The organism is Candidatus Leptofilum sp. (assembly GCF_965223285.1).
Taxonomy (GTDB): domain Bacteria; phylum Chloroflexota; class Anaerolineae; order Promineifilales; family Promineifilaceae; genus Leptofilum.
Genome location: NZ_OZ244997.1, coordinates 844,811 through 863,837 on the forward strand (window position 1 = coordinate 844,811; position 19,027 = coordinate 863,837).

Below are 19,027 nucleotides of genomic sequence, written 5' to 3' on the forward strand. Positions count from 1 at the left end.
AGGTAGTTGGTTACATCGTCTTACTACCGGTGCAGTTAATCTGCCACATGATACCAAAGCGGTCGGTGCAGAATCCGTATCCGTCTGCCCAGAATGTTTCGGCAAATGGCATCATGATTTGTCCACCTTCAGCAAGTGCCGAGAACTTAGCCTGTGCCTCAGACAGGTCATCCATATCCATCATCAACGATACATTGCCTGCTGGCGAATACATATCGCCAAACTGATCTGATCCAGCAATCATAAAACCATTGATGTTGATGTCGCCGTGCATGATATGTTCCACGGTAGCTTCTGGTATGTTTTCGATTAACTGCGCATCCCACGGTGAAAAGCTGCCAACTGTGCCACCAAACAGCTCAGCATAGAAGGTGAGAGCCTCACGACAATTGCCATTGAAACTAAGATAAGGGATAAGTTGCATATTGTTTCCTCCATTCTGAAAGTTTGAAATATTTTAGAACTTATGTTCTATAGTCGTTTCAGAATATCATTTCTGATGCCAAATGTCAATTCTCATTAAGCTAGACAGGGTTTTTCAGTAGCCTCTTTTAAAAAGGTTAGGACGTGGACAAGCGCGGAAAACGCGGATTTGTTGCTTTTGTCCGCCTAGCTCTTTCTTTTGCCAACTAGAGGCAATATATTTGCTACCACATCGGCATCGCTGATTGGGGTGAGAACGTCAGCGAAGAGTTGCCACGTTTCGGTATGGCTGGCGGTTGCGTTTGGCGCAAGCTGCGTCAGCGGTGCCAGGCTTTCCAGCTCCAAAATGTTGGCATCGGTGTAAATCTCGGCCGAGCTGTTGCGGTCGGGGTAGGTGGCTTGTGGAGCGTGCGGGGCGAACTGTTTGAGGAAGAAACGGCCGTCTCGCACATACCCCAGCCAGCCATCCACACTGTTCCAGCCAAGTTTTTGCGGCGTGGTCATCCCAGGGTCCTGACGCAGCAGGACAAACTGCTCGCCCCACGTCCAGCGCGGGTCGGCCATGTTTGTATAAGCCCAGGTAACAAGGTGGCCCGTAGGCAGTAAATTGTCTCGATGATTGCCGCGCGGGGGCAGGGGGAGGACGGCCATTCCGCCCGGAGCCATGACCGAAAGTGCCCAAGGTGCTAGTTCAATTGCCCAAGGATTTAGATTTTGCACCGTGTGGGTGACGGTCACTTTCGCCTCATGAGGATCAAGGGCAACATCCACCGTCTTTTGCATCCGCGTTGTGATTTCTATGGGGGCAATGAAGCGAACGAAACGGCCGTGATCTTCCACAGTGACCGGATTGTTGTCTGGGTAGTAGGTGTGCGGCATCTGTTCTGGCGCCAGCCAAAAGCGGTGGCCGCCATAATTTTGCCAAGCGGCATCGCCTGTACGCCCTAGCTGGCCAGGGATCGTGGCAAATAGGTTCTCATCATTCACAAAGCCTAGATAGATGATACGCGGGCCAACATCGGCCGTGACGACGAGTTCAACTTGTCGATTGCTGAGCTGAATGCAGTTTTCCCAGCCGAGGAAAGGTATCTGTTTCATGGTTCGTCCTTAAAAATGCGTAACATAGAGTTGCACAGAGGCAAGACAATATGGTTAATCTGCGCCATCTGTTGACTTTATTGTTCTGGAAAAAAGCTGATTTTGGCCAATGAGTCCAAATCGGCGGCGGTTGGTTTGGCAGGCCAGCATTTGGCCCGTGCCAGGTAACGCCGCAGTTGGATATTAATCGGAATGCGGTTTGGTTGCCACTGTTTAATTGATTTGCCTGCCTTGGCGAGACTAGCACCGATGTTGAGTAAAAGTAACAGCCAAAAGATGGGGAAAATTGCCAGGTAAAATTGGATGCGTTCATTAAAATGGGGGTCGGTTTTTAGGCGAACGGCGGCATACGGCCGTAAAAAAGCGTCCCATTCCTCATCGGTTAACAAATCTTCCTGGTTGGGGTGGGTAAGAAGGTCAGCTACGTCACGGGCGGGGTCGCGCAGGCCACAATCTTCCCAATCGACGAGGGCGAGACGGCCGTCCGGCCGTTGAATCACGTTGGCAAAGCGGGGATCTGAGCGGCAAAAGAGCAGCATCGATTGAGGTAATTGGACAAAATCAGCCAAGATCGCGGGCAATTGCGCCAATAAATCCCAGCAGAGGGGGGCGCATTCTAATCCTGGTGGATGGCTCTTTGCGGCCCAAGTTTCGTAAATTTTTAGGTAGCTACTGAACATGGCAGCCACGTCTTCTATTGTGCGTTCCATACCACGTGAAAGCCAGAGGCCATCGGTTGGTACGTTGTTGAGGGTAAGCCACAAATCGGCAAGTTGTTGTAGTTGAACGGCCGTTGGCTTCATACGATCCCACATTTCCCCTGCCAAAAATTCGTAAATGACCACTGGGCCAAGGCTGGGATCGTAAAAGGTGGGTTGGGGAGCCACGTCAAGGGGCGATAGAAGTTGAAGGGCCTCAAATTCTCGGCGCGGGGCGTCAATTAATTCGTCACTTTTCAGATAATGTTTGGCGATGTGGTGACGGCCGTTTTGCCACACATCAAACAGTTGGTTACTTTGGAAGGTGAGAGGGGGGCGGGGGGAAACGGCCGTATCGCTGCCCAGAGCCTGTGCCACTACCTGCTGTACTAAATCATCATGGTTCACGCACTAAGTGCTTTGTAAACAAAGTATATTTAGAAATATAAGGCGTTAACAAATTACTGAACGTTAACAATTGGATAAAGTCGCTTCAGTTTAATGCGAGCATCAGTGCAAGTAAATTGCCAATCAACACCCACTTGGCGTTTATTGCGTTGTGTTTCCCAAGCTGCTACTTGGTTGCGAACTTCGTCAATATCCACCTTCCGTCGCTTCAATGCCTGACGACGTAAAACAGATAATTCACATTCAGCAATATTGAGCCAACTGCCATGCTCTGGTGTGTAATGCCATTCAAGTTTGTCCGCAATCCGGCGTGCTTCTGCTGGTTCATACCGTTCATATAAAGAAGCGATATGGTGAATGTTCAAGTTATCCACAACCAAGACAATCGTCTCTGCATCAGGATAAACCTCGTCGACTAATGATTTCAACACCTGTGCAAATTCAATCTTGCGGCGTTGTGGATAAATCCATGTTTTGCGAAATCCGGCTAATGGTTCGACGGCCAGAAAAAGGGAACACTTCCCATGTCGTTGGTACTCATAGTCTTCTCGAACGGGTTGTCCTGGTTGCAGCGGAATTTCACCTCTTGGTGTTGACCGCAACGCTTTTTGAATTTCATCCAGGCAAACCATCGGCCGTTTCGGGTCGTAGGGTCGTTCATAAACGGAGAGGACATCTTCCATTTTGGCGACAAAGCGTGCCCCAGGTTTGGGCAGACACCACGATTTTACTTGCCAAGGCTTGAGTTCATTTTTTTTAGCTTATTTCCTATGGCGGTGTGACTAATCTCATCAACCACCTCTAGTTTTACCAGCCCATCAGCCAATAATCTCAGTGTCCACCGGTCATACCCCTCTGGTGGTTCGCTGCATGTCAAGGCAATCAGTTGTGCTTCTACATCTCCAGTCATTTTTGTCACCGGCCGCCCTGATCGTGGTTGGTCGTACAACGCTCTGTCCACACCACTTTCAAAGTAACGTCGTTTGATTTGGCTGACAGTAACATTGGATAGCATGGTTGCTTCTGCGACTTGAGCCAAGGTTCTCTTCTCCCCTTCGCTGCGGTTGAGTAGAAGCAACACCCTTGCCCGACTGATCACCCTTGCTTTGTGTTCACCCGACTTTATCAATTGTTCAAGTTCAGTTTTTTCATTTTGTGGAAGTTTTATATGTTTTGCCATTCCACAAGTTTATTCGATAACTATGTTTACTAACAAATTTGCTTTACAGAGCACTAAGTTTACATCTGATGACCTTACTTATCCACCGGAAAGGCTGCTAAATTAGGGCTTTTCATTAGTCGTCTTCAAATAGCATTCAGGCGCGGACAAGCGCGGAAAAATGCGGATTTTTTCTTTTATCCGCGTCACCCGCGTCCCATAAATTGGAAACTGAAAAACCCTGGCTGCTAAAGGCAAAAACGTCTGGTACAACTCAGTAGAAATATACGTTTTCGACCCTTGCTGACTGTGTTTAGTTATCATCCGGCACAACCCCATCTGCATCACACAACGGCAAGATGCGATACTGTTTCCGTTCTAGGCAATTGAAATCAGGCAGGACGCGGTTGGCTGCAATATAGGCCAATATCTCGTCGACAGGTGCTTCTATAATGGAGCGCACGATAACTGTCCCATCATCTGCGGTTGAATAAGCTAACGTTCCATCTGGCGAAAGAGCCAGCCGATTAACCCAGGCGTCATGTTCGCTATAGGTGCGCAGAGCCTCCCCGGAGGCCACATCCCACAAAATAAGCGTACCGTCGCCTGAAGATATGACAATTTGGCTTTCGTCTGGGGTGAAAACGACATTCGAAACGAAATCGGTATGGCCATCAAAGGTCCGGATCACTTCGCCGCTGGCAATATCCACCAACATGGCTGACCCATTGCCCACAGGAGCCACAAAGCGCTCCCCATCGGCGCTGATTTCAACGTTGGTTGAGAACCCCCCTAAATTGTAGCGGCGGATCACCTCGCCTGTGTCCAGATCAAACAGGATAACATCGCCTGAGGAACTGGTTGCTAGAATGCTGTGCCCATCGGGAGTGAGAGCAACACTATACAGCGCGTCATCATCCCTATTCGTCGAGAAGCTGTTCATTTCAGTGAGTGTTTCAATATCAAACTGGTATACCCCAGAATCATCATTACGAGCTGTAACAAAGAAGAATGACTTTCCATCAGGACTAATTGCAATATCCCATGAATTGCCGTTTATATCGCTATCCGTTGCTTGGAGTACATTAATCACTTCACCACTTTCGATGTCCCAATGCAATATCAACTCTTCTCTGTTGCCCCCCCAAGGAGAGCCGACCGGCCATCGGGCAGGAATTCTACAGCGATAAACCATCCTGGCAAGCGGTGAATGACCTCAAATGTGCTTGTGTCCCAGAGCATTGCTTCATCTTCTCCTCCGTCAAAGGAAAATGCCGTCGAGATCGCCTTTGTGCCGTCAGGGCTGATGGCTATTCCGACGTTTATTTCACCATCATGGCCGTCAAAAACTTGCGCATTCGCGTCCGGAGTTATATCCTAGAAGCGCAGCTGACCTCCTCCTGCACTGATAGCTGTGTTTCCATCCGGACTCACTTTTACAACGGATATACGTCCCTTATTATGGCCGGCAAGACGTTGAATGAGTTCGCCCGTTTCCACGTCCCATACCAGGATTACACCTCGAACATCGCCGCTGACCAGACGTTTACCATCTGGGGTAAAGGCGAAAGAATTCCACAAAACGAAACTTGAGTGCCCATCAGTGCGGCTGCCCAAATCGCGGATGGTTTCGCCGGTCATAGCGTCTAATAGAGTAAAGTATCCTTTGGATTGATCTTCTACATATACAGCCAGCTGAGTGCCATCGGGGCTGTATCTTGCGGACCTGATAATTATGTCAAACGGTACGGTTGCCAAAACCTCAGCCGCAGGCAGAGAAAGGAAGACGCCTGTAGCAGTATTTGCATTATCATCGCGAACATCCGTTATGATCGCAAATGCCTGATCGCCTGTCGGATTGACCACAATTGATCTAATAAAATTGTTACCAGCAAATTGGGCAAGCGCCGATTCAGACAAAATCTCTCCCGTCTCGAGGTCAGCAATGAGCAAACGAGATTCCCCCGTGTAGACACCTTCTTCATCAAATCGCGTCGTGGTAATAAAGACTGTCCCGCTGTCTGTGTTGTCGTATACGATTGAGCCCTTTCTCCGCGTGCACCATCGATACGGTAAATTTGCTCACCGCTTTCAATGTCCCAGCCAGTCAGATTAAAGCCTTCGGGCAAACCATCAACCTCTGTATTACTTCCCTCCCCTGTCGCTCACGATGGCGATGGTATCCCCACTGGGTGTGCCAAAGAGATTTCCCCTCTGGAGGTTGTTCACATTGGAAATGTCAATGTCGGACAGTGTCTGCACTTTTTCACCGGTCGACCAATCCCATATGATAATCTCGTTATTCTTATTAGCGTTGGCAATATATGAGGTATTGGGGATGGTTATTAGTTGAGCAGAAATGGCATCCCCGTTGGCTATATTAAATTGGTTGAGAATCTCGCGGCTGTTGCTGTCCCAAATGGTAATCGTCTGTCCATCTTGTGAAATTAGACGGGGGTCACCCGGGAAAATATCGACAAAATCTATAGAGGCGTCCGGGGGCTCGCTCTCGTAGAGAAGATATGTTCCATGAGCATAGGCCACATTATTTAAGATGCGAACGGCTTCAGCAGGCGGTTGCTCTACGGAGACCGCCTGCACTACCAAGGCCAAAGCCAGGTCAATGTCGCCGCTGCTGAATACTTCTCGTGCGCCACTGGTTAAGGCCAGGCTTTGCGCCTGTCCCTCATTAAAGAGAGCAATTTGGGCTTGCGCAATGGCCTCTTCTTGCGCCGCGATAGCCGCGGCTTCATTTTGCTGAGCGATGGTTCTTCTTCTTCCGCAATCGTTTCAGCTGTGGCGGCTAGATCGGCGTTGTTTTGGGACTTTTCTACTTGGAGTAATGCTTCAGCTTGGGCATCAAACGCAATTGCTTCTTGGGTGGCGGCGGTGTTGGCGTTGGCCTGGGGTGTTTGGGCGTTTTGGCTGGATTGCTGGTTGGCTAAAATTGCCACGACCGCCAAAACGAGCGCAATTGCTAACGCAGCCACCAAAAAATAGGCTCGGCGGCGCAGGTCCCGTGCTGCATGCGTCTGTTCCTCGGCACGGTGGCTTTGTTCTTGCGCCAACCGCTGCGCCGTTTCCAGTTCCCGCTGTTGGCGAGCTTGTTCTGCGGCTTGCCGCTGTTGCCTAGCTGCAAGGCTGGCACCTAAAAAGGCTTGCTCATTTGGCGTAAGAGCTAAATCCATTGTGGCTGACCAGTCAGCAAATAGATCCAGTCGGCTCTCTCGCAAGAGAAATCCATCATTTTTGTTGTTTTGCACCCACTCTTTGGCAAAGGTTGCTAACGAGCGTTGCAAACGCACATCGTCACGGCTCTGATCCAGCCAGTGACGCAGGCGTGGCCATTCTCGCAACAGGGCTTCATGTGCGACTTCAACGGTGGGTTCGCGGGTTAGGGGGTCGTGGTCGAAGGTGAGGAGGCGGTAACGGCCGTATTGGTCGATCACCTCATTCAAAACCGCAGAGGTCAGAAGTTCGCCTAATTCAGACAGAGCGACCCGCCGTCGTGTATCCTCTACCCCTTCACCGAGGGTAACCAGGCGGAGGAACAGTTGGCGGGCCGCTTCTTGTCCCACTCCCTCAAAACTGGCGAACAGGTCTTCTGCTCGTTGAGCCAACGCACCAGAGACGCCTCCCAGTGACTGGTAAGTAGTTTGACAATGTTAAATTAGGCTCGTGAGAGCCAATATCAGTAAAATTTGAAAATGGAAAAGAAAAAACTTCACGGTTAGCCCAGTGGGGGCTAAATGAAGCAGCTATCGATAAATTGGGTGAGCGGCTTGACCAGTATCATGAACGTTATCGTTATTGGATGAAAACCAAGACACGCGATACCAGTGAATATGGCTATCATTACCTGAGTGGCTTGTTACGAATGGAGAGCAACCGGCATATCAGCGGGATTGCCCGTGTAGCGGGAATCCCCGAACAAAATCTGCAACAATTCATCGCCGATTCACCTTGGGCCGGGAACGATTTGATCGCCGTCCTGCAACAAGATATCAGCAGTTTGCCCCACTACCAGCAAGGCAGTGTCCTCATTGCTGATGAAAGTGCAGAGGAGAAGGCCGGTGATGGCAGCGCCGGCAGCAGTCGGCAGCACAATGGTCGCCTGGGAAAAGTTGACATGAGTCAGGTGGGTGTGTTTTTGGCCTTGGCCAAAGATGGCTACCGCACCTGGATTGATGGCGAACTGTACTTGCCAGAAAAATGGTTCACCCCGGCCTATGCGCGGCGACGCAACAAGCTAGCCATCCCCGCTGACCGGGAATTTCAGACCAAGATCGAACTGGTACTGGTCATGGTCAAGCGGGTCCTGGCCAATGGCGTCGCCTTTGACGCCTTTGACTGCGACAGCTTGTATGGCCGCAGCCACTGGTTGCGGGCTGAATTAGACCAGCTGTCCATCCAATACTTTGCCGATATTCCCTGCAACTTGTCGCTTTATCTGGAGAAACCTCAGGTCATCCGGGAACCAAAGCGCAAGCATGTCCAAATTACTGTGTTAGGCAGTCAGACCACACCTGAACAACTGGCATCGGCGTTCTCATTCACCGCCATCACCCTTCGTCCACATGAACGGGGCCATCTCACTGCCCAATTTGCCCGGCAACGGGTGTGGACCGTCAGTGAAGAGGGAAGTTGCCGCCAGGAATGGCTGCTGATCCGCCGCGCCAACGGTAAAGTTACTTATTCACTGAGCAATGCCCCGGCTGATATTCCTCTGGAGACAATGGCCCGGCACAAGTCGCATCGCTACTTCATCGAACGGGCCCATCAGGACGCCAAATCGGAGTTGGGGTGGGATGAATTTCAGGCCCAGAAGTACCCTGCCTGGGTTCACCATCTCGCCTTGACCATCATGGCCAGTGCCTTCATCACCGAAACCTTGCTCGAGTGGACGGAGGCATATCCTCGTGACCCGGCTTTGTTGGCTGCCTACGAAACGGATACTTTGCCCAATTTATCGATTGTTAACGTTCGTACCTTGCTACGAGCCGCGTTGCCGTTGCCGCAGTTGTCGTCACGCCAGGCGGCTGAATTGGTTGTCAAACACTTGGATAATCGTACTCGCTCACGAAAGTCACGGCTTAGAAAGGCTCGTGGCCCGTGAATCTAACATTGTCAAAGTAGATAAGGTCATTACCTGATTTGTTCGCGCTTCGAATAGCTCTGTTAGGGCATATTGCATCAGTGGCAATGCCCCTGGCTGGTCGATTACATCGGACACTATTGCTGTTATCACGCTATCTTCCAGCTTTACACCCACATGATGGGCTGGTTCACGGATTGCCCAGGTTAACTCTTCCTGATTGAGCGGCAGGACAATTTCTGTGTGTTGCTTGAACAAGTTGGCGATGGGCTGGAATAGTAACGACCGGTCATAAAAATCGGCGCGTAAGGTCACCACTACACGTAACTGGCTGTGCGGCGCGTTAAGCGCAGCCAGCAAACTCTTAAGGAAATGGAGTCGGCGGTTGTCATTATCAACCAAGGTAAAAAGCTCCTCGAATTGGTCTATGACCAGGAGCAGTTGGGCGTTTTCTTCATTGGGCAGAATGCGACGGATGGTTCGCAATAAGCCACGCTCATCTTTTTTCATTGGCTCAATCAAATCGGGAGGCGGATTGACGGCAATAGGCAGCAGTGCCAACTCTAGCTCTTCAAGTGGATGGGTACCTGGTGCCATTTCAGCCACAAACCAATGATCTGAACCTGGGATCGCGTCTTGGCGAAGGGCGGGAATGAGTCCGGCTTTAACGAGGCTAGATTTGCCACTACCGCTGGGGCCAACCACGGCCAGAAAGCGGCTCTCGGCCAAGTGGGTTGTCAGCTGGGCCACGATTGAATCGCGTCCATAAAAGTCAGCCGCATCTGCTTCCTGGAAAGCACGCAGACCTTTATACGGATTGCTAATTTCATTCAAGGTTGGAATTGAATGCCCTAAATCTGAGGAAACGGCCGTATCCATCAAAATTTCTTGCCCGTTCCCAATCCCCAGCGCGGCTTGCCGGAACGCTTTGGCCATTGCCAAGGCACTGGGGTAGCGGTCAGTTGGCTGTTTGGCCGTGGCGCGTTGGATCACGCCATCAATTTGCTCCGGTAGATCGGGTCGGCTGGCGCTGATTAGCGGGATGGGTTCCTCTAGCTGTTTTTTGATGAGCAAGGCGACGGGTATGTTGGGAAACGGCCGTTCACCTGTCAACATTTCATATAAAACTGCCCCCAAACTATACAAATCAGTTGGTGCCCCAACCGGCTCATTCCGCAGTTGTTCTGGTGAGACGTAATCTGGCGTGCCCAGAATGCCCCCTTCCGCCGTTAGCTGCAAATTTCGTGTCATTTGCTTGGCAATGCCAAAGTCAGACAAGTAAGCATTGCCTGCTTCATCAAACAGAATATTGGCTGGCTTAATATCCCGATGCACAATCCCTTGACGGTGGGCGATTGCTAGAGCCGAGCTGATTTGGTCCAATAACCGTATGGTTGGCTTGACTTCCCACGGCCCACCTTCCAGAGAAGTTAACAGGTTGCCCCCACGCAGCAGGCGCATTACCAAAAATGCACCCGACGCTTCCCGCCAATAATCATAAAGCGGCACGATGTAGGGATGCTCAAGCCGTGCAATCGTTTGCGCCTCCGCCTCAAAACGGCGGATAAAGTCTGGGTCGTCGGCATATTTGCGGCGGGGTGTAATTAGATTTTGTGTAACGGCCGTGCTCTGTGAGGAAAAATCCACCGATGGTCTTGCCACGGCTGCCTCTTTTGTGAACGCCTAGGTATCCTATCCGCCAGCTTCTCTAAATTCTCAACATCTGCTTCAGTAACAAGCTGAGATTGCGGAGCTTCTGCCTTCTCCAGCAGACGGTGCGCCTGTTTTGTAGCCAGAAAATGAGCCTGAATCGCTTGCCAAGAAGCACGCCAGCACTTGTTACAGATTGCCATGCGCAAGGCAAGCATCGGATTGAGGTTTTCATCCGCCCAGCGCATCCCAGCCTGTTTCATCCGTCGTTGCATCACCACCTTATGCCCAGACTCTACTATCCCAGATCCAATGGGAATTCCGTTTTTTCTGAAATGTGGATAATCTATCATCGTTTGACGTCGCTCAAGATAACGAATCGCTGCTTCTATTTCATCCGCTGCTGGGTGGGCTTGGTTTTGTGTCCATAGGAAACGCAATTCATTCAGCGTTCGTTGGGGTGCTTTTGTGCCTAACTGTTTAGACATCTGGGGATACCATTGTTGGAAACGGTCACTTTCTGCCCCATACAGGGCTTTGCCAATCGTGGCGATATACCCTTGGGCATGGGCAAAATCAATCACGCGTGTCGCTGTGGGGCAATGATAGTCGATGAAGCCCTGTATCCAGACAGCACCATCATTAACCGCGACAACTTTTTCAGCATTCTCCCCACCCCGTCGCTGCCACTCGACAATTGCCTTGTCGCTAAACAACTCTGCCTTATCTGCACTTGAGAAGTAGCTTATCTTGCCTGTTTTGGTCACGACTTCTTGTTTTTTAGCATCCCAGATAGTCTCAAATTCACCGAAGGCAACCGTTTTTACTTCGCGCCATTCGCCATTTCTTAGCTGTACCATTGCCCCATCTGCACTTACAATGAGTTGCTTTGGTTTGGCTATTGCTTTGGGGGCTGTCTTTTCCAGATGTTCTTTTTCTATTTCAATTAGCTCATCTGCTAGACGGCCGTTTCGCAGCGTGATTTCTCGTACGGTTGCTACGGAGATGTCGAGGCCCCACATCATTTCTAACTCTTCTTGGGCTTCTGCATAGGGTAGCCGGCTACCTAATCGGGTTACGGCCTCTTGCACTTGCGGCGTATACGCGCCTCTCAGCAACCTGAGTTTTTCATCCAGGGGGAAAAAGTGTCATCCCACATTCATGACACCTCATTTGCTCCCTTTCAATTGTGACTTTGTCGCCGTTTTTGGTTCGTAACGTTCGCGTTTTCTTCCCGTTTTTCATCATTGGCTGGTCGCAGTTTGGACAGTCCACCCTAGCCGCCTTCCCTTCTCTGGCCATTTGTGCGAGCAATTGCTGCCTAATTCCAGCTAACTCAGCATCAATCGCTTCTTCCATTTGTGTCAAATTGGCATCTTTGTTCTCTGCTTCCCACTGGTTCAATCTGTTGAGCATTTCATCGAGTTCTTTTTTCATCCCCCCATTTTCTGCTTCTTGCTTCCATTACACAACTTTTCATTACACCCTTTGCGGCGAATGACCTTGACAGCTACTTCTCGACCCACGGCTGGCTGAATGGCGCGATGGATGGTGCCATACGCGCCTTCGCCGATTTTCTCTTTTAGGTCAAAGCCCCGTACACCCTGCGTTGGCTGGGTTTCAAAACTGAGCACTCCAGCCCGGATTTACTCATAAATTTCGGTTGTCCGGGCACTGGGGGCCATGCTCAACTCTTCGGACAGCAGGCGACGGCAGCTATCGTACAAAGCTAACGCTTCGGCCCGCTGCCCGCTGAGTGCCAAAATTTTCATGAGCTGCCGGTAGCCGCTCTCCCGCAGATCGTCAATTTCGATCTGTCGTTCGGCGTAGGCGCGGGCTTCGGCAAAAGTGGTTTGGCGCGTTTTGATGGCGGTGAGCGTTTCCAACGCATCCAGCACCTGCCGACGATAAGTTTGCCGGGTGATTTCGGCCCATTCTTCAAACTCGTTGCTGTCGTCCAGGTAGAAGTCGGCTAAAAAATCACTGGTGTAGAGGGAAACGGCCGTTGCTAATTTTTGCTGGCAATCGTGACAAAGGAACAAGTCCAGATGGTCGTGACTTTGAACGCTTTTAATTAGAGCGGAAAACTGCATGATGTCGCTTTTAATGATGGCTTTGGGATTTAGTTGAATGGTTTGACGGTTGGCCAAGATGAGGGGAACGGCCGTTGTATCGCTATCTGCCTCTGAAGCTAAGTCTGGAACCGCCCGGCGCAGATTGTACATGATTTGGCGCAGGTTTTGCCGTGCCGACCGTTCAGGCATGCCCGGCCATAGCAATGTTGTCAACGTTTCCCGTCGTTGGGGGGCTGGCTCAGTCGCCAGATAAATCAAAAGGGCTTTTACCTTAGTGGTACGGAAACCAGTCAAAGGTTTGTCAGCCAATGAAGCCTGAAAACGGCCGAATTAAAGAAAGTTGTAACGTACCCATCACATTTTCCCCTATCAAAAAAAGTTACACAGAGTTACACGGACAAGCCACAGAGAACACAGAGAATATCTGGTAAATCTGCTCAATCCTTCAACTGTCATGCCTGCGAAGGCAGGCATCCACAGGTTGAATCAAGACTGGATTCCCGCATAGGCGGGAATGACAATTTTTGGACGCCTGCTTTACAACATTTGGTGCGCCCTTGAAGGTTAGAGTGATTGACGGTATTGCTTGGTTGCAGCGAAAGGAATCAGGTTGTTCAGAGAATTCCGCTCATTTTCCCCATCTTAGCACAGAAATTCCCTCAAAAGTGATTTGTTGACGATTTTGGCAAATCTGTTGACGGCTGCCCGCCAACCAGGTGACGGGCCAAACCGAAACTGAGAACAAGAGAAATCACAAGGTGCCATCAGGCGCGACGAGGTGGAAAATGTTTCGCAAACTCTTGTTCATCGCTTTAACCGTTCTATTATTAAGTAGCCTGCTTGGCTTCACCTGGATAAGCAAAACGACTTTCGCTTCCTAATACCATTGATGAAGATGCCCAACAGCAAATCCTCCAAATTAACGGTGCGCATTACGCTTATCGCCCCGCTCACCGATGACCAGGGGAATCCCCAGACTGTGCAGATCGATGGCCAAGTGGCCAATCAATATGTGGCAGGGGAAGGGTTAGGAACGCTGTCGCGATTGGGGTCTGATCTCGTTGTAATAACCCATGACCATTGGACATTACTGACGCTAAATTTGGCCAAAGTGCAGTTTCATACTGTAGCCAATGAGCTGCTGCTGGAAATTAGCGGCGATGCTTTTCGTGAATTGATCATGTATCGGGACGGTGGCACGATGGTTTTGGCTGCGCCGAGCGAATTGGGCGTGAGGTTAGTGGTGGGGGAGTTAGGAAACGGCCGTGTTCCAGCAAAAAATGACGTTGCTCTGATTGCTTTTCGGCAGCCACAAACTGGGGAAATTGCTGTAGCGGCGATGCAGGTAGAAAATCTGAGCTCTTATGAAAACAAACCAGTTTATCGCTTAACTAATTTGACAATGTTAGATTCACGGGCCACGAGCCTTTCTAAGCCGTGACTTTCGTGAGCGAGTACGATTATCCAAGTGTTTGACAACCAATTCAGCCGCCTGGCGTGACGACAACTGCGGCAACGGCAACGCGGCTCGTAGCAAGGTACGAACGTTAACAATCGATAAATTGGGCAAAGTATCCGTTTCGTAGGCAGCCAACAAAGCCGGGTCACGAGGATATGCCTCCGTCCACTCGAGCAAGGTTTCGGTGATGAAGGCACTGGCCATGATGGTCAAGGCGAGATGGTGAACCCAGGCAGGGTACTTCTGGGCCTGAAATTCATCCCACCCCAACTCCGATTTGGCGTCCTGATGGGCCCGTTCGATGAAGTAGCGATGCGACTTGTGCCGGGCCATTGTCTCCAGAGGAATATCAGCCGGGGCATTGCTCAGTGAATAAGTAACTTTACCGTTGGCGCGGCGGATCAGCAGCCATTCCTGGCGGCAACTTCCCTCTTCACTGACGGTCCACACCCGTTGCCGGGCAAATTGGGCAGTGAGATGGCCCCGTTCATGTGGACGAAGGGTGATGGCGGTGAATGACAACGCCGATGCCAGTTGTTCAGGTGTGGTCTGACTGCCTAACACAGTAATTTGGACATGCTTGCGCTTTGGTTCCCGGATGACCTGAGGTTTCTCCAGATAAAGCGACAAGTTGCAGGGAATATCGGCAAAGTATTGGATGGACAGCTGGTCTAATTCAGCCCGCAACCAGTGGCTGCGGCCATACAAGCTGTCGCAGTCAAAGGCGTCAAAGGCGACGCCATTGGCCAGGACCCGCTTGACCATGACCAGTACCAGTTCGATCTTGGTCTGAAATTCCCGGTCAGCGGGGATGGCTAGCTTGTTGCGTCGCCGCGCATAGGCCGGGGTGAACCATTTTTCTGGCAAGTACAGTTCGCCATCAATCCAGGTGCGGTAGCCATCTTTGGCCAAGGCCAAAAACACACCCACCTGACTCATGTCAACTTTTCCCAGGCGACCATTGTGCTGCCGACTGCTGCCGGCGCTGCCATCACCGGCCTTCTCCTCTGCACTTTCATCAGCAATGAGGACACTGCCTTGCTGGTAGTGGGGCAAACTGCTGATATCTTGTTGCAGGACGGCGATCAAATCGTTCCCGGCCCAAGGTGAATCGGCGATGAATTGTTGCAGATTTTGTTCGGGGATTCCCGCTACACGGGCAATCCCGTTGATATGCCGGTTGCTCTCCATTCGTAACAAGCCACTCAGGTAATGATAGCCATATTCACTGGTATCGCGTGTCTTGGTTTTCATCCAATAACGATAACGTTCATGATACTGGTCAAGCCGCTCACCCAATTTATCGATAGCTGCTTCATTTAGCCCCCACTGGGCTAACCGTGAAGTTTTTTCTTTTCCATTTTCAAATTTTACTGATATTGGCTCTCACGAGCCTAATTTAACATTGTCAAACTAATTTGAACGGCGACAGCATCGTGAGCGGCAATTCTGGTGGAGGCGTGTGGGTAGATGGCCAGTTGGTTGGCAATATGTGGACAACCACAATGGAAGTTGGCCGTTCATGGCTGTCGGGTCAATCTGCGGATTCTCTAGCTCAAACGAGCCAAAGTTTAGCCGCCCAGATGCCTGTGAGCCTTCTTCAATAAATGAAACGCGAGGATGGCAGTAAATCCTTCGATTTTCTCTGCCTATTGTTGGTACACGCACCTACCCACGCTGCTGCCGTGAATACCAGACCCAACCCCCGACCAGCGCTAGCAAACCGGGCATCAGGAAGATGCTGACGAGTTGCAGCAGCGTGAGCTGACTTTGCGTGATTGTCACCTGGCGGGGGATTGATTCGCGGGCGGAGAGCTGGATCGAAACAACATCATCCACCAGCCAGTTGGCCGCGTTCTCAAACAGAAAACTGTTGCCGCCTTGTTGGATGAAGCTGTTGCTGAGGAAATCAGTGTCTCCAAAGAGGACGAGGCGCGCGCCGCTGGCGGTGTTGAGCGCACTCAGGGCAACGGTTAGGCTGCCGGTGGCGTCTTCTTCATTTGGGGCGACCTCACCGGCGGCAATCATGCGCTCAAAGTTGGTTTCACCCCAGGCCAGCTCGCTGGTGGTGATGAGATTAACGGCCGTAATTCCTGGAGGCAATTCTGTTGAAATGGATCGGGCCACGTTAAAAATTGTGCCAAACTGTTCCAAATCTTGTGTGATAGGGCTGCTGCCGTATTGCGCTCCAACAAACGTGAGACCAATTGTTTGTCCAGCCTGCGCCAACGAAGCATCAATAATCAGGTCGTTACGCAGCGTAATGCCCCAGCTTGTTTGCAGCCAATTTAGTAAGCCATCTTCTTCGGCCGCCACACGCCCTTCAGTATCGACCGCGTCGCGGGCCAGGAAAAGCGCGCCCCCTCTTTCCACGTAGTGGTGCAAGGCGTCTAGTTCAGCCGCGGCCAGCGGGGCTTGCTGATCAATCAGGAAAACCACGTTGGCATCGGCGGGAATCTCCCCTTCCACAAACAAATTGAGTGACTGGATAGTAAAACCGCTTTCTTGCAGGAGGGTAACGGCCGTTCCAATCCCCTCAACTCCAAAATCTTGCCAATCTCGCTCACCGTGCCCCGTGAGGAAGTAAGCGGTTTTCACAGTGGGGTTGAGCGTGCGCACCAGCGCGGTGTGTAAATCTCGGTCGGTGAGGGTGGATGCTTTGGCAAAACGGCCGTCCTCTCGGGTAAACACCAGCGTCCCGGAAAAGGTGAGATCGTACTGCTCGGCCAGCAGCGGGTTTTCGTTGGGATCGACAAACTCGTAGCTGAGTTGGTCGGTGTAAGCCTGCATGGTTTGCAAACTGTTTTCGGTTTCGCTGCGCTGGAAGGCGGTTTCGGCGGTGTAAAAACCAAGAACATGGATGGGTTCGTTGAGCCTTTGCAGCAGCTCAACTGTTTCGGGTAGGGGGGTGAAGGCGTTGTTGGCCGTGGCATCATACCGCCAGTTGGGGTTTTGGTAGGCAATGACGTAGAGCAGGGTGAAGACGGCCGTTGCTCCTACCAGTTGCCACCAATCCCCAGCCGTTTGCCGTCCCCGCTTGCTTTTGAGGACGAGCGTGGCTGCCAGCAGGAAAACGGCCGTTACCCCCACAAAATAAACAATATCCTTCACCAGCAGCACGCCGCGAGACAGGTTGTCTTGATGGTTGATTAGGGCAAGCTCGTTGAGGATGGTGCTGGCCGGCTCCCCCAAAGCAAATGATTGGGCTGGAATGAGCAATAGGTAAAGCAGCAGGCTCATGCCCAGGGCCACGATGAAGGCCACGATTTGGTTTTCCGTCCAGGCAGAAGCCAATAACCCGATGCCGATGAGCGCCGCTCCGTAGAGCACTGCGCCCAGGTATGCTGTCCAAATGGGGCCAGGGTCTGGATTGCCAAAAATGAACAAGATGAGGGGGAAGATGAGGGTGAGTACGGCCGTCAGCAGATAAAAAAGCAAACCCGCCAGAAACTTTCCCAGGACAACTTCGCCATCGCGCAGGGGCAGGGCAAGTAGCAGTTCCAGCGTGCCGCTACGCTGTTCTTCGGCCAGCAGGCGCATGGTTAGGGCGGGCATGGCGAATAGGTAGAGGAACCTAAACAAGCCAAGTAAGCTTTGCACGTCTAGCGGCAGTGCGCCGGGCTGCGTGGCTAAAATGAACAGCTCAGAAGCAAACACGTAGCCCGTTAGCCCCAGCAGCACTACGCCAAAGACGTAGGCTAGCGGCTGCACAAAGAGTGCGCTCAGTTCGCGGCGAGCTACTTGCCAGACGTTAGACATGGCCTACCCCGGAGGTTATTTTTAACGCAAAGGCGCAAAGGCGCAGAGGGATGGTTGGCATGAGATTATCCTGTCGCTTTCTCTACGCTCCTCACTACAGATTCTGAGCTGGCTTGGGCTTCTTTAAGTTTTTCCAGGAAGAGTTTTTCCAGACTGATTTGGTTACTTTTGAGTTCCAGCAGGCCCCAACCGTGAGAAACGGCCGTTTCTGCCACCCGTTGCCGCGTTTCATCCCGGCCATCAACGGTGAGTAAGAACTGATTGGGATGGCTGGATGATACGGCCGTTACCCCCTCCACTGCTTGTAATGCGCTAGACGTTTCATCGGTGGGGTGGGCCAGTTCCAGTGCAAGCTGCGTGCTGCCTTCCTTAATTTGGCTCATGGGTAGGTCTGCGTAGATACGGCCGTTGATCAACATGATGACCCGGCTGCAAATCTGCTCCACTTCCGCCAAAATGTGGGTACTCAGCAGCACGGTGCGCTGACGGCCCGCATTGGCAATAAGCTGGCGAATCTCCACAATTTGGGCCGGGTCCAGGCCAATCGTTGGCTCGTCCAGAATAAGCACGTCTGGATCGTGCAGCAACGCTTGTGCCAGGCCCACTCGCTGACGCATACCCTTAGACAGCTTGCCTATAATGCTCTCCGCCCGATCCAGCAAACCAACTGCTTCAAGCACCTCATCTATACGCTCCCACGGATTATCTAGCCGTCGTACTTTCCCGACGAACTGAAGGTAACCCGCCACCGTCATTTCTGGATAAAGAGGCACGGTTTCGGGCAGGTAGCCTAGCCGTTGCCGCGCCTGCAAACTGTCGTTTATCGTATGGTGTCCCGCAATGGCGGCATCCCCAACGGTGGGCGGCAAATAGCCGGTGAGCAGGCGCATGGTGGTTGTTTTGCCGGCACCGTTTGGCCCCAGCAGCCCCACAATCTCCCCTGGCTGGCAGGAAAATGTGAGGTTGGCAACGGCCGTAAACGCCCCGTAACGTTTGGTTAAATTTTCTGCCTTAATCATGGCTGGTTTGTCTGTACTGTTCATTGGGTTCACGCTTTTTGCCACAGCAATGGTTCCCCGAATAATATCCAAAATTTGCCTGCGGGAAAGTGAGCCTTGTGCGTTCTGGCTGATTTTGCACGTTTGCTCATGTAGATTCGACGGATTGAGGCGTGTTGGCAAATTCGACGCACCCCCATCCGGC

19 protein-coding genes and 1 pseudogene are annotated in these 19,027 nt (G+C 51.5%); 3 read left to right on the forward strand and 17 right to left on the reverse strand.

Going from position 1 to position 19,027, the window contains the following annotated elements:
• Positions 1-10 precede the first annotated feature (10 nt).
• The 9 genes and pseudogenes from ACOQPU_RS04205 to ACOQPU_RS04245 all read right to left on the reverse strand — a co-directional run.
• The gene (locus tag ACOQPU_RS04205) at positions 11-424 is read right to left on the reverse strand and encodes a VOC family protein (protein ID WP_420643879.1); all 414 of its coding nucleotides are present in this window, start codon (positions 422-424) and stop codon (positions 11-13) included.
• 185 nt (positions 425-609) lie between these two features.
• Positions 610-1,521, reverse strand: a complete 912-nt coding sequence (locus ACOQPU_RS04210) for a hypothetical protein (protein WP_420643880.1) — start codon at positions 1,519-1,521, stop codon at positions 610-612.
• 77 nt (positions 1,522-1,598) lie between these two features.
• Positions 1,599-2,627 carry a phosphotransferase gene (locus ACOQPU_RS04215; protein ID WP_420643881.1) on the reverse strand — a complete coding sequence of 343 codons (1,029 nt, stop codon included), beginning with the start codon at positions 2,625-2,627 and terminating at the stop codon, positions 1,599-1,601.
• A 53-nt stretch (positions 2,628-2,680) separates the two neighbouring features.
• Positions 2,681-3,343: an IS630 family transposase gene (locus ACOQPU_RS04220; protein ID WP_420645803.1), complete on the reverse strand. Its 663-nt coding sequence runs from the start codon at positions 3,341-3,343 to the stop codon at positions 2,681-2,683.
• Between the two features lie 11 nt (positions 3,344-3,354).
• Complete coding sequence (locus ACOQPU_RS04225; RefSeq protein WP_420640814.1) at positions 3,355-3,807, reverse strand: helix-turn-helix domain-containing protein; 453 nt, start codon at positions 3,805-3,807, stop codon at positions 3,355-3,357.
• Positions 3,808-4,099: 292 nt separating this feature from the next.
• On the reverse strand, positions 4,100-4,906 hold the full coding sequence (locus ACOQPU_RS04230; RefSeq protein WP_420643882.1) for a WD40 repeat domain-containing protein: 807 nt from the start codon (positions 4,904-4,906) through the stop codon (positions 4,100-4,102).
• Positions 4,907-5,163: 257 nt separating this feature from the next.
• Positions 5,164-5,739, reverse strand: a complete 576-nt coding sequence (locus tag ACOQPU_RS04235) for a WD40 repeat domain-containing protein (RefSeq protein WP_420643883.1) — start codon at positions 5,737-5,739, stop codon at positions 5,164-5,166.
• Positions 5,740-5,931: 192 nt separating this feature from the next.
• A complete protein-coding gene (locus ACOQPU_RS04240) occupies positions 5,932-6,399 on the reverse strand; it encodes a hypothetical protein (RefSeq protein WP_420643884.1) in 468 nt (155 codons plus the stop codon).
• Positions 6,400-6,446: 47 nt separating this feature from the next.
• Positions 6,447-7,430: pseudogene (locus ACOQPU_RS04245) on the reverse strand (hypothetical protein); the annotation flags it as partial.
• 170 nt (positions 7,431-7,600) lie between these two features.
• Here ACOQPU_RS04245 and ACOQPU_RS04250 point away from each other — a divergent pair.
• On the forward strand, positions 7,601-8,902 hold the full coding sequence (locus ACOQPU_RS04250) for an IS701 family transposase (RefSeq protein ID WP_420640693.1): 1,302 nt from the start codon (positions 7,601-7,603) through the stop codon (positions 8,900-8,902).
• Here ACOQPU_RS04250 and ACOQPU_RS04255 read toward each other — a convergent pair.
• The 5 genes from ACOQPU_RS04255 to ACOQPU_RS04275 are packed head-to-tail and all read right to left on the reverse strand — an operon-like array spanning position 8,873 to position 12,915.
• Complete coding sequence (locus ACOQPU_RS04255; RefSeq protein WP_420643885.1) at positions 8,873-10,543, reverse strand: protein kinase domain-containing protein; 1,671 nt, start codon at positions 10,541-10,543, stop codon at positions 8,873-8,875. The genes ACOQPU_RS04250 and ACOQPU_RS04255 overlap by 30 nt on opposite strands.
• Positions 10,486-11,622, reverse strand: coding sequence for a hypothetical protein (locus ACOQPU_RS04260; protein ID WP_420640640.1), 1,137 nt, complete (start codon positions 11,620-11,622; stop codon positions 10,486-10,488). The genes ACOQPU_RS04255 and ACOQPU_RS04260 overlap by 58 nt, the downstream gene beginning before the upstream one ends.
• 37 nt (positions 11,623-11,659) lie before the next feature.
• Complete coding sequence (locus ACOQPU_RS04265) at positions 11,660-11,968, reverse strand: YgiT-type zinc finger protein (protein ID WP_420640639.1); 309 nt, start codon at positions 11,966-11,968, stop codon at positions 11,660-11,662.
• Positions 11,965-12,165, reverse strand: a complete 201-nt coding sequence (locus tag ACOQPU_RS04270; protein WP_420643886.1) for a hypothetical protein — start codon at positions 12,163-12,165, stop codon at positions 11,965-11,967. The genes ACOQPU_RS04265 and ACOQPU_RS04270 overlap by 4 nt, the downstream gene beginning before the upstream one ends.
• Before the next feature lie 12 nt (positions 12,166-12,177).
• On the reverse strand, positions 12,178-12,915 hold the full coding sequence (locus tag ACOQPU_RS04275; protein ID WP_420643887.1) for an AfsR/SARP family transcriptional regulator: 738 nt from the start codon (positions 12,913-12,915) through the stop codon (positions 12,178-12,180).
• A gap of 586 nt (positions 12,916-13,501) precedes the next feature.
• Between ACOQPU_RS04275 and ACOQPU_RS04280 the strand changes: the two genes are divergently transcribed.
• Positions 13,502-14,047 carry a hypothetical protein gene (locus ACOQPU_RS04280; RefSeq protein ID WP_420643888.1) on the forward strand — a complete coding sequence of 182 codons (546 nt, stop codon included), beginning with the start codon at positions 13,502-13,504 and terminating at the stop codon, positions 14,045-14,047.
• On the opposite strand, the gene ACOQPU_RS04285 is transcribed toward ACOQPU_RS04280, so the two are convergent.
• A complete protein-coding gene (locus ACOQPU_RS04285) occupies positions 14,018-15,319 on the reverse strand; it encodes an IS701 family transposase (RefSeq protein WP_420643889.1) in 1,302 nt (433 codons plus the stop codon). The two genes, ACOQPU_RS04280 and ACOQPU_RS04285, sit on opposite strands and share 30 nt — an antisense overlap.
• A gap of 182 nt (positions 15,320-15,501) precedes the next feature.
• Here ACOQPU_RS04285 and ACOQPU_RS04290 point away from each other — a divergent pair, with 182 nt between their 5' ends.
• Positions 15,502-15,672, forward strand: a complete 171-nt coding sequence (locus ACOQPU_RS04290) for a hypothetical protein (protein WP_420643890.1) — start codon at positions 15,502-15,504, stop codon at positions 15,670-15,672.
• Between the two features lie 61 nt (positions 15,673-15,733).
• On the opposite strand, the gene ACOQPU_RS04295 is transcribed toward ACOQPU_RS04290, so the two are convergent.
• Together ACOQPU_RS04295 and ACOQPU_RS04300 are read right to left on the reverse strand one after the other, a co-directional pair.
• Positions 15,734-17,824 carry a Gldg family protein gene (locus ACOQPU_RS04295; protein ID WP_420643891.1) on the reverse strand — a complete coding sequence of 697 codons (2,091 nt, stop codon included), beginning with the start codon at positions 17,822-17,824 and terminating at the stop codon, positions 15,734-15,736.
• A gap of 65 nt (positions 17,825-17,889) precedes the next feature.
• The gene (locus tag ACOQPU_RS04300) at positions 17,890-18,867 is read right to left on the reverse strand and encodes an ABC transporter ATP-binding protein (RefSeq protein WP_420643892.1); all 978 of its coding nucleotides are present in this window, start codon (positions 18,865-18,867) and stop codon (positions 17,890-17,892) included.
• Positions 18,868-19,027: the final 160 nt, after the last annotated feature.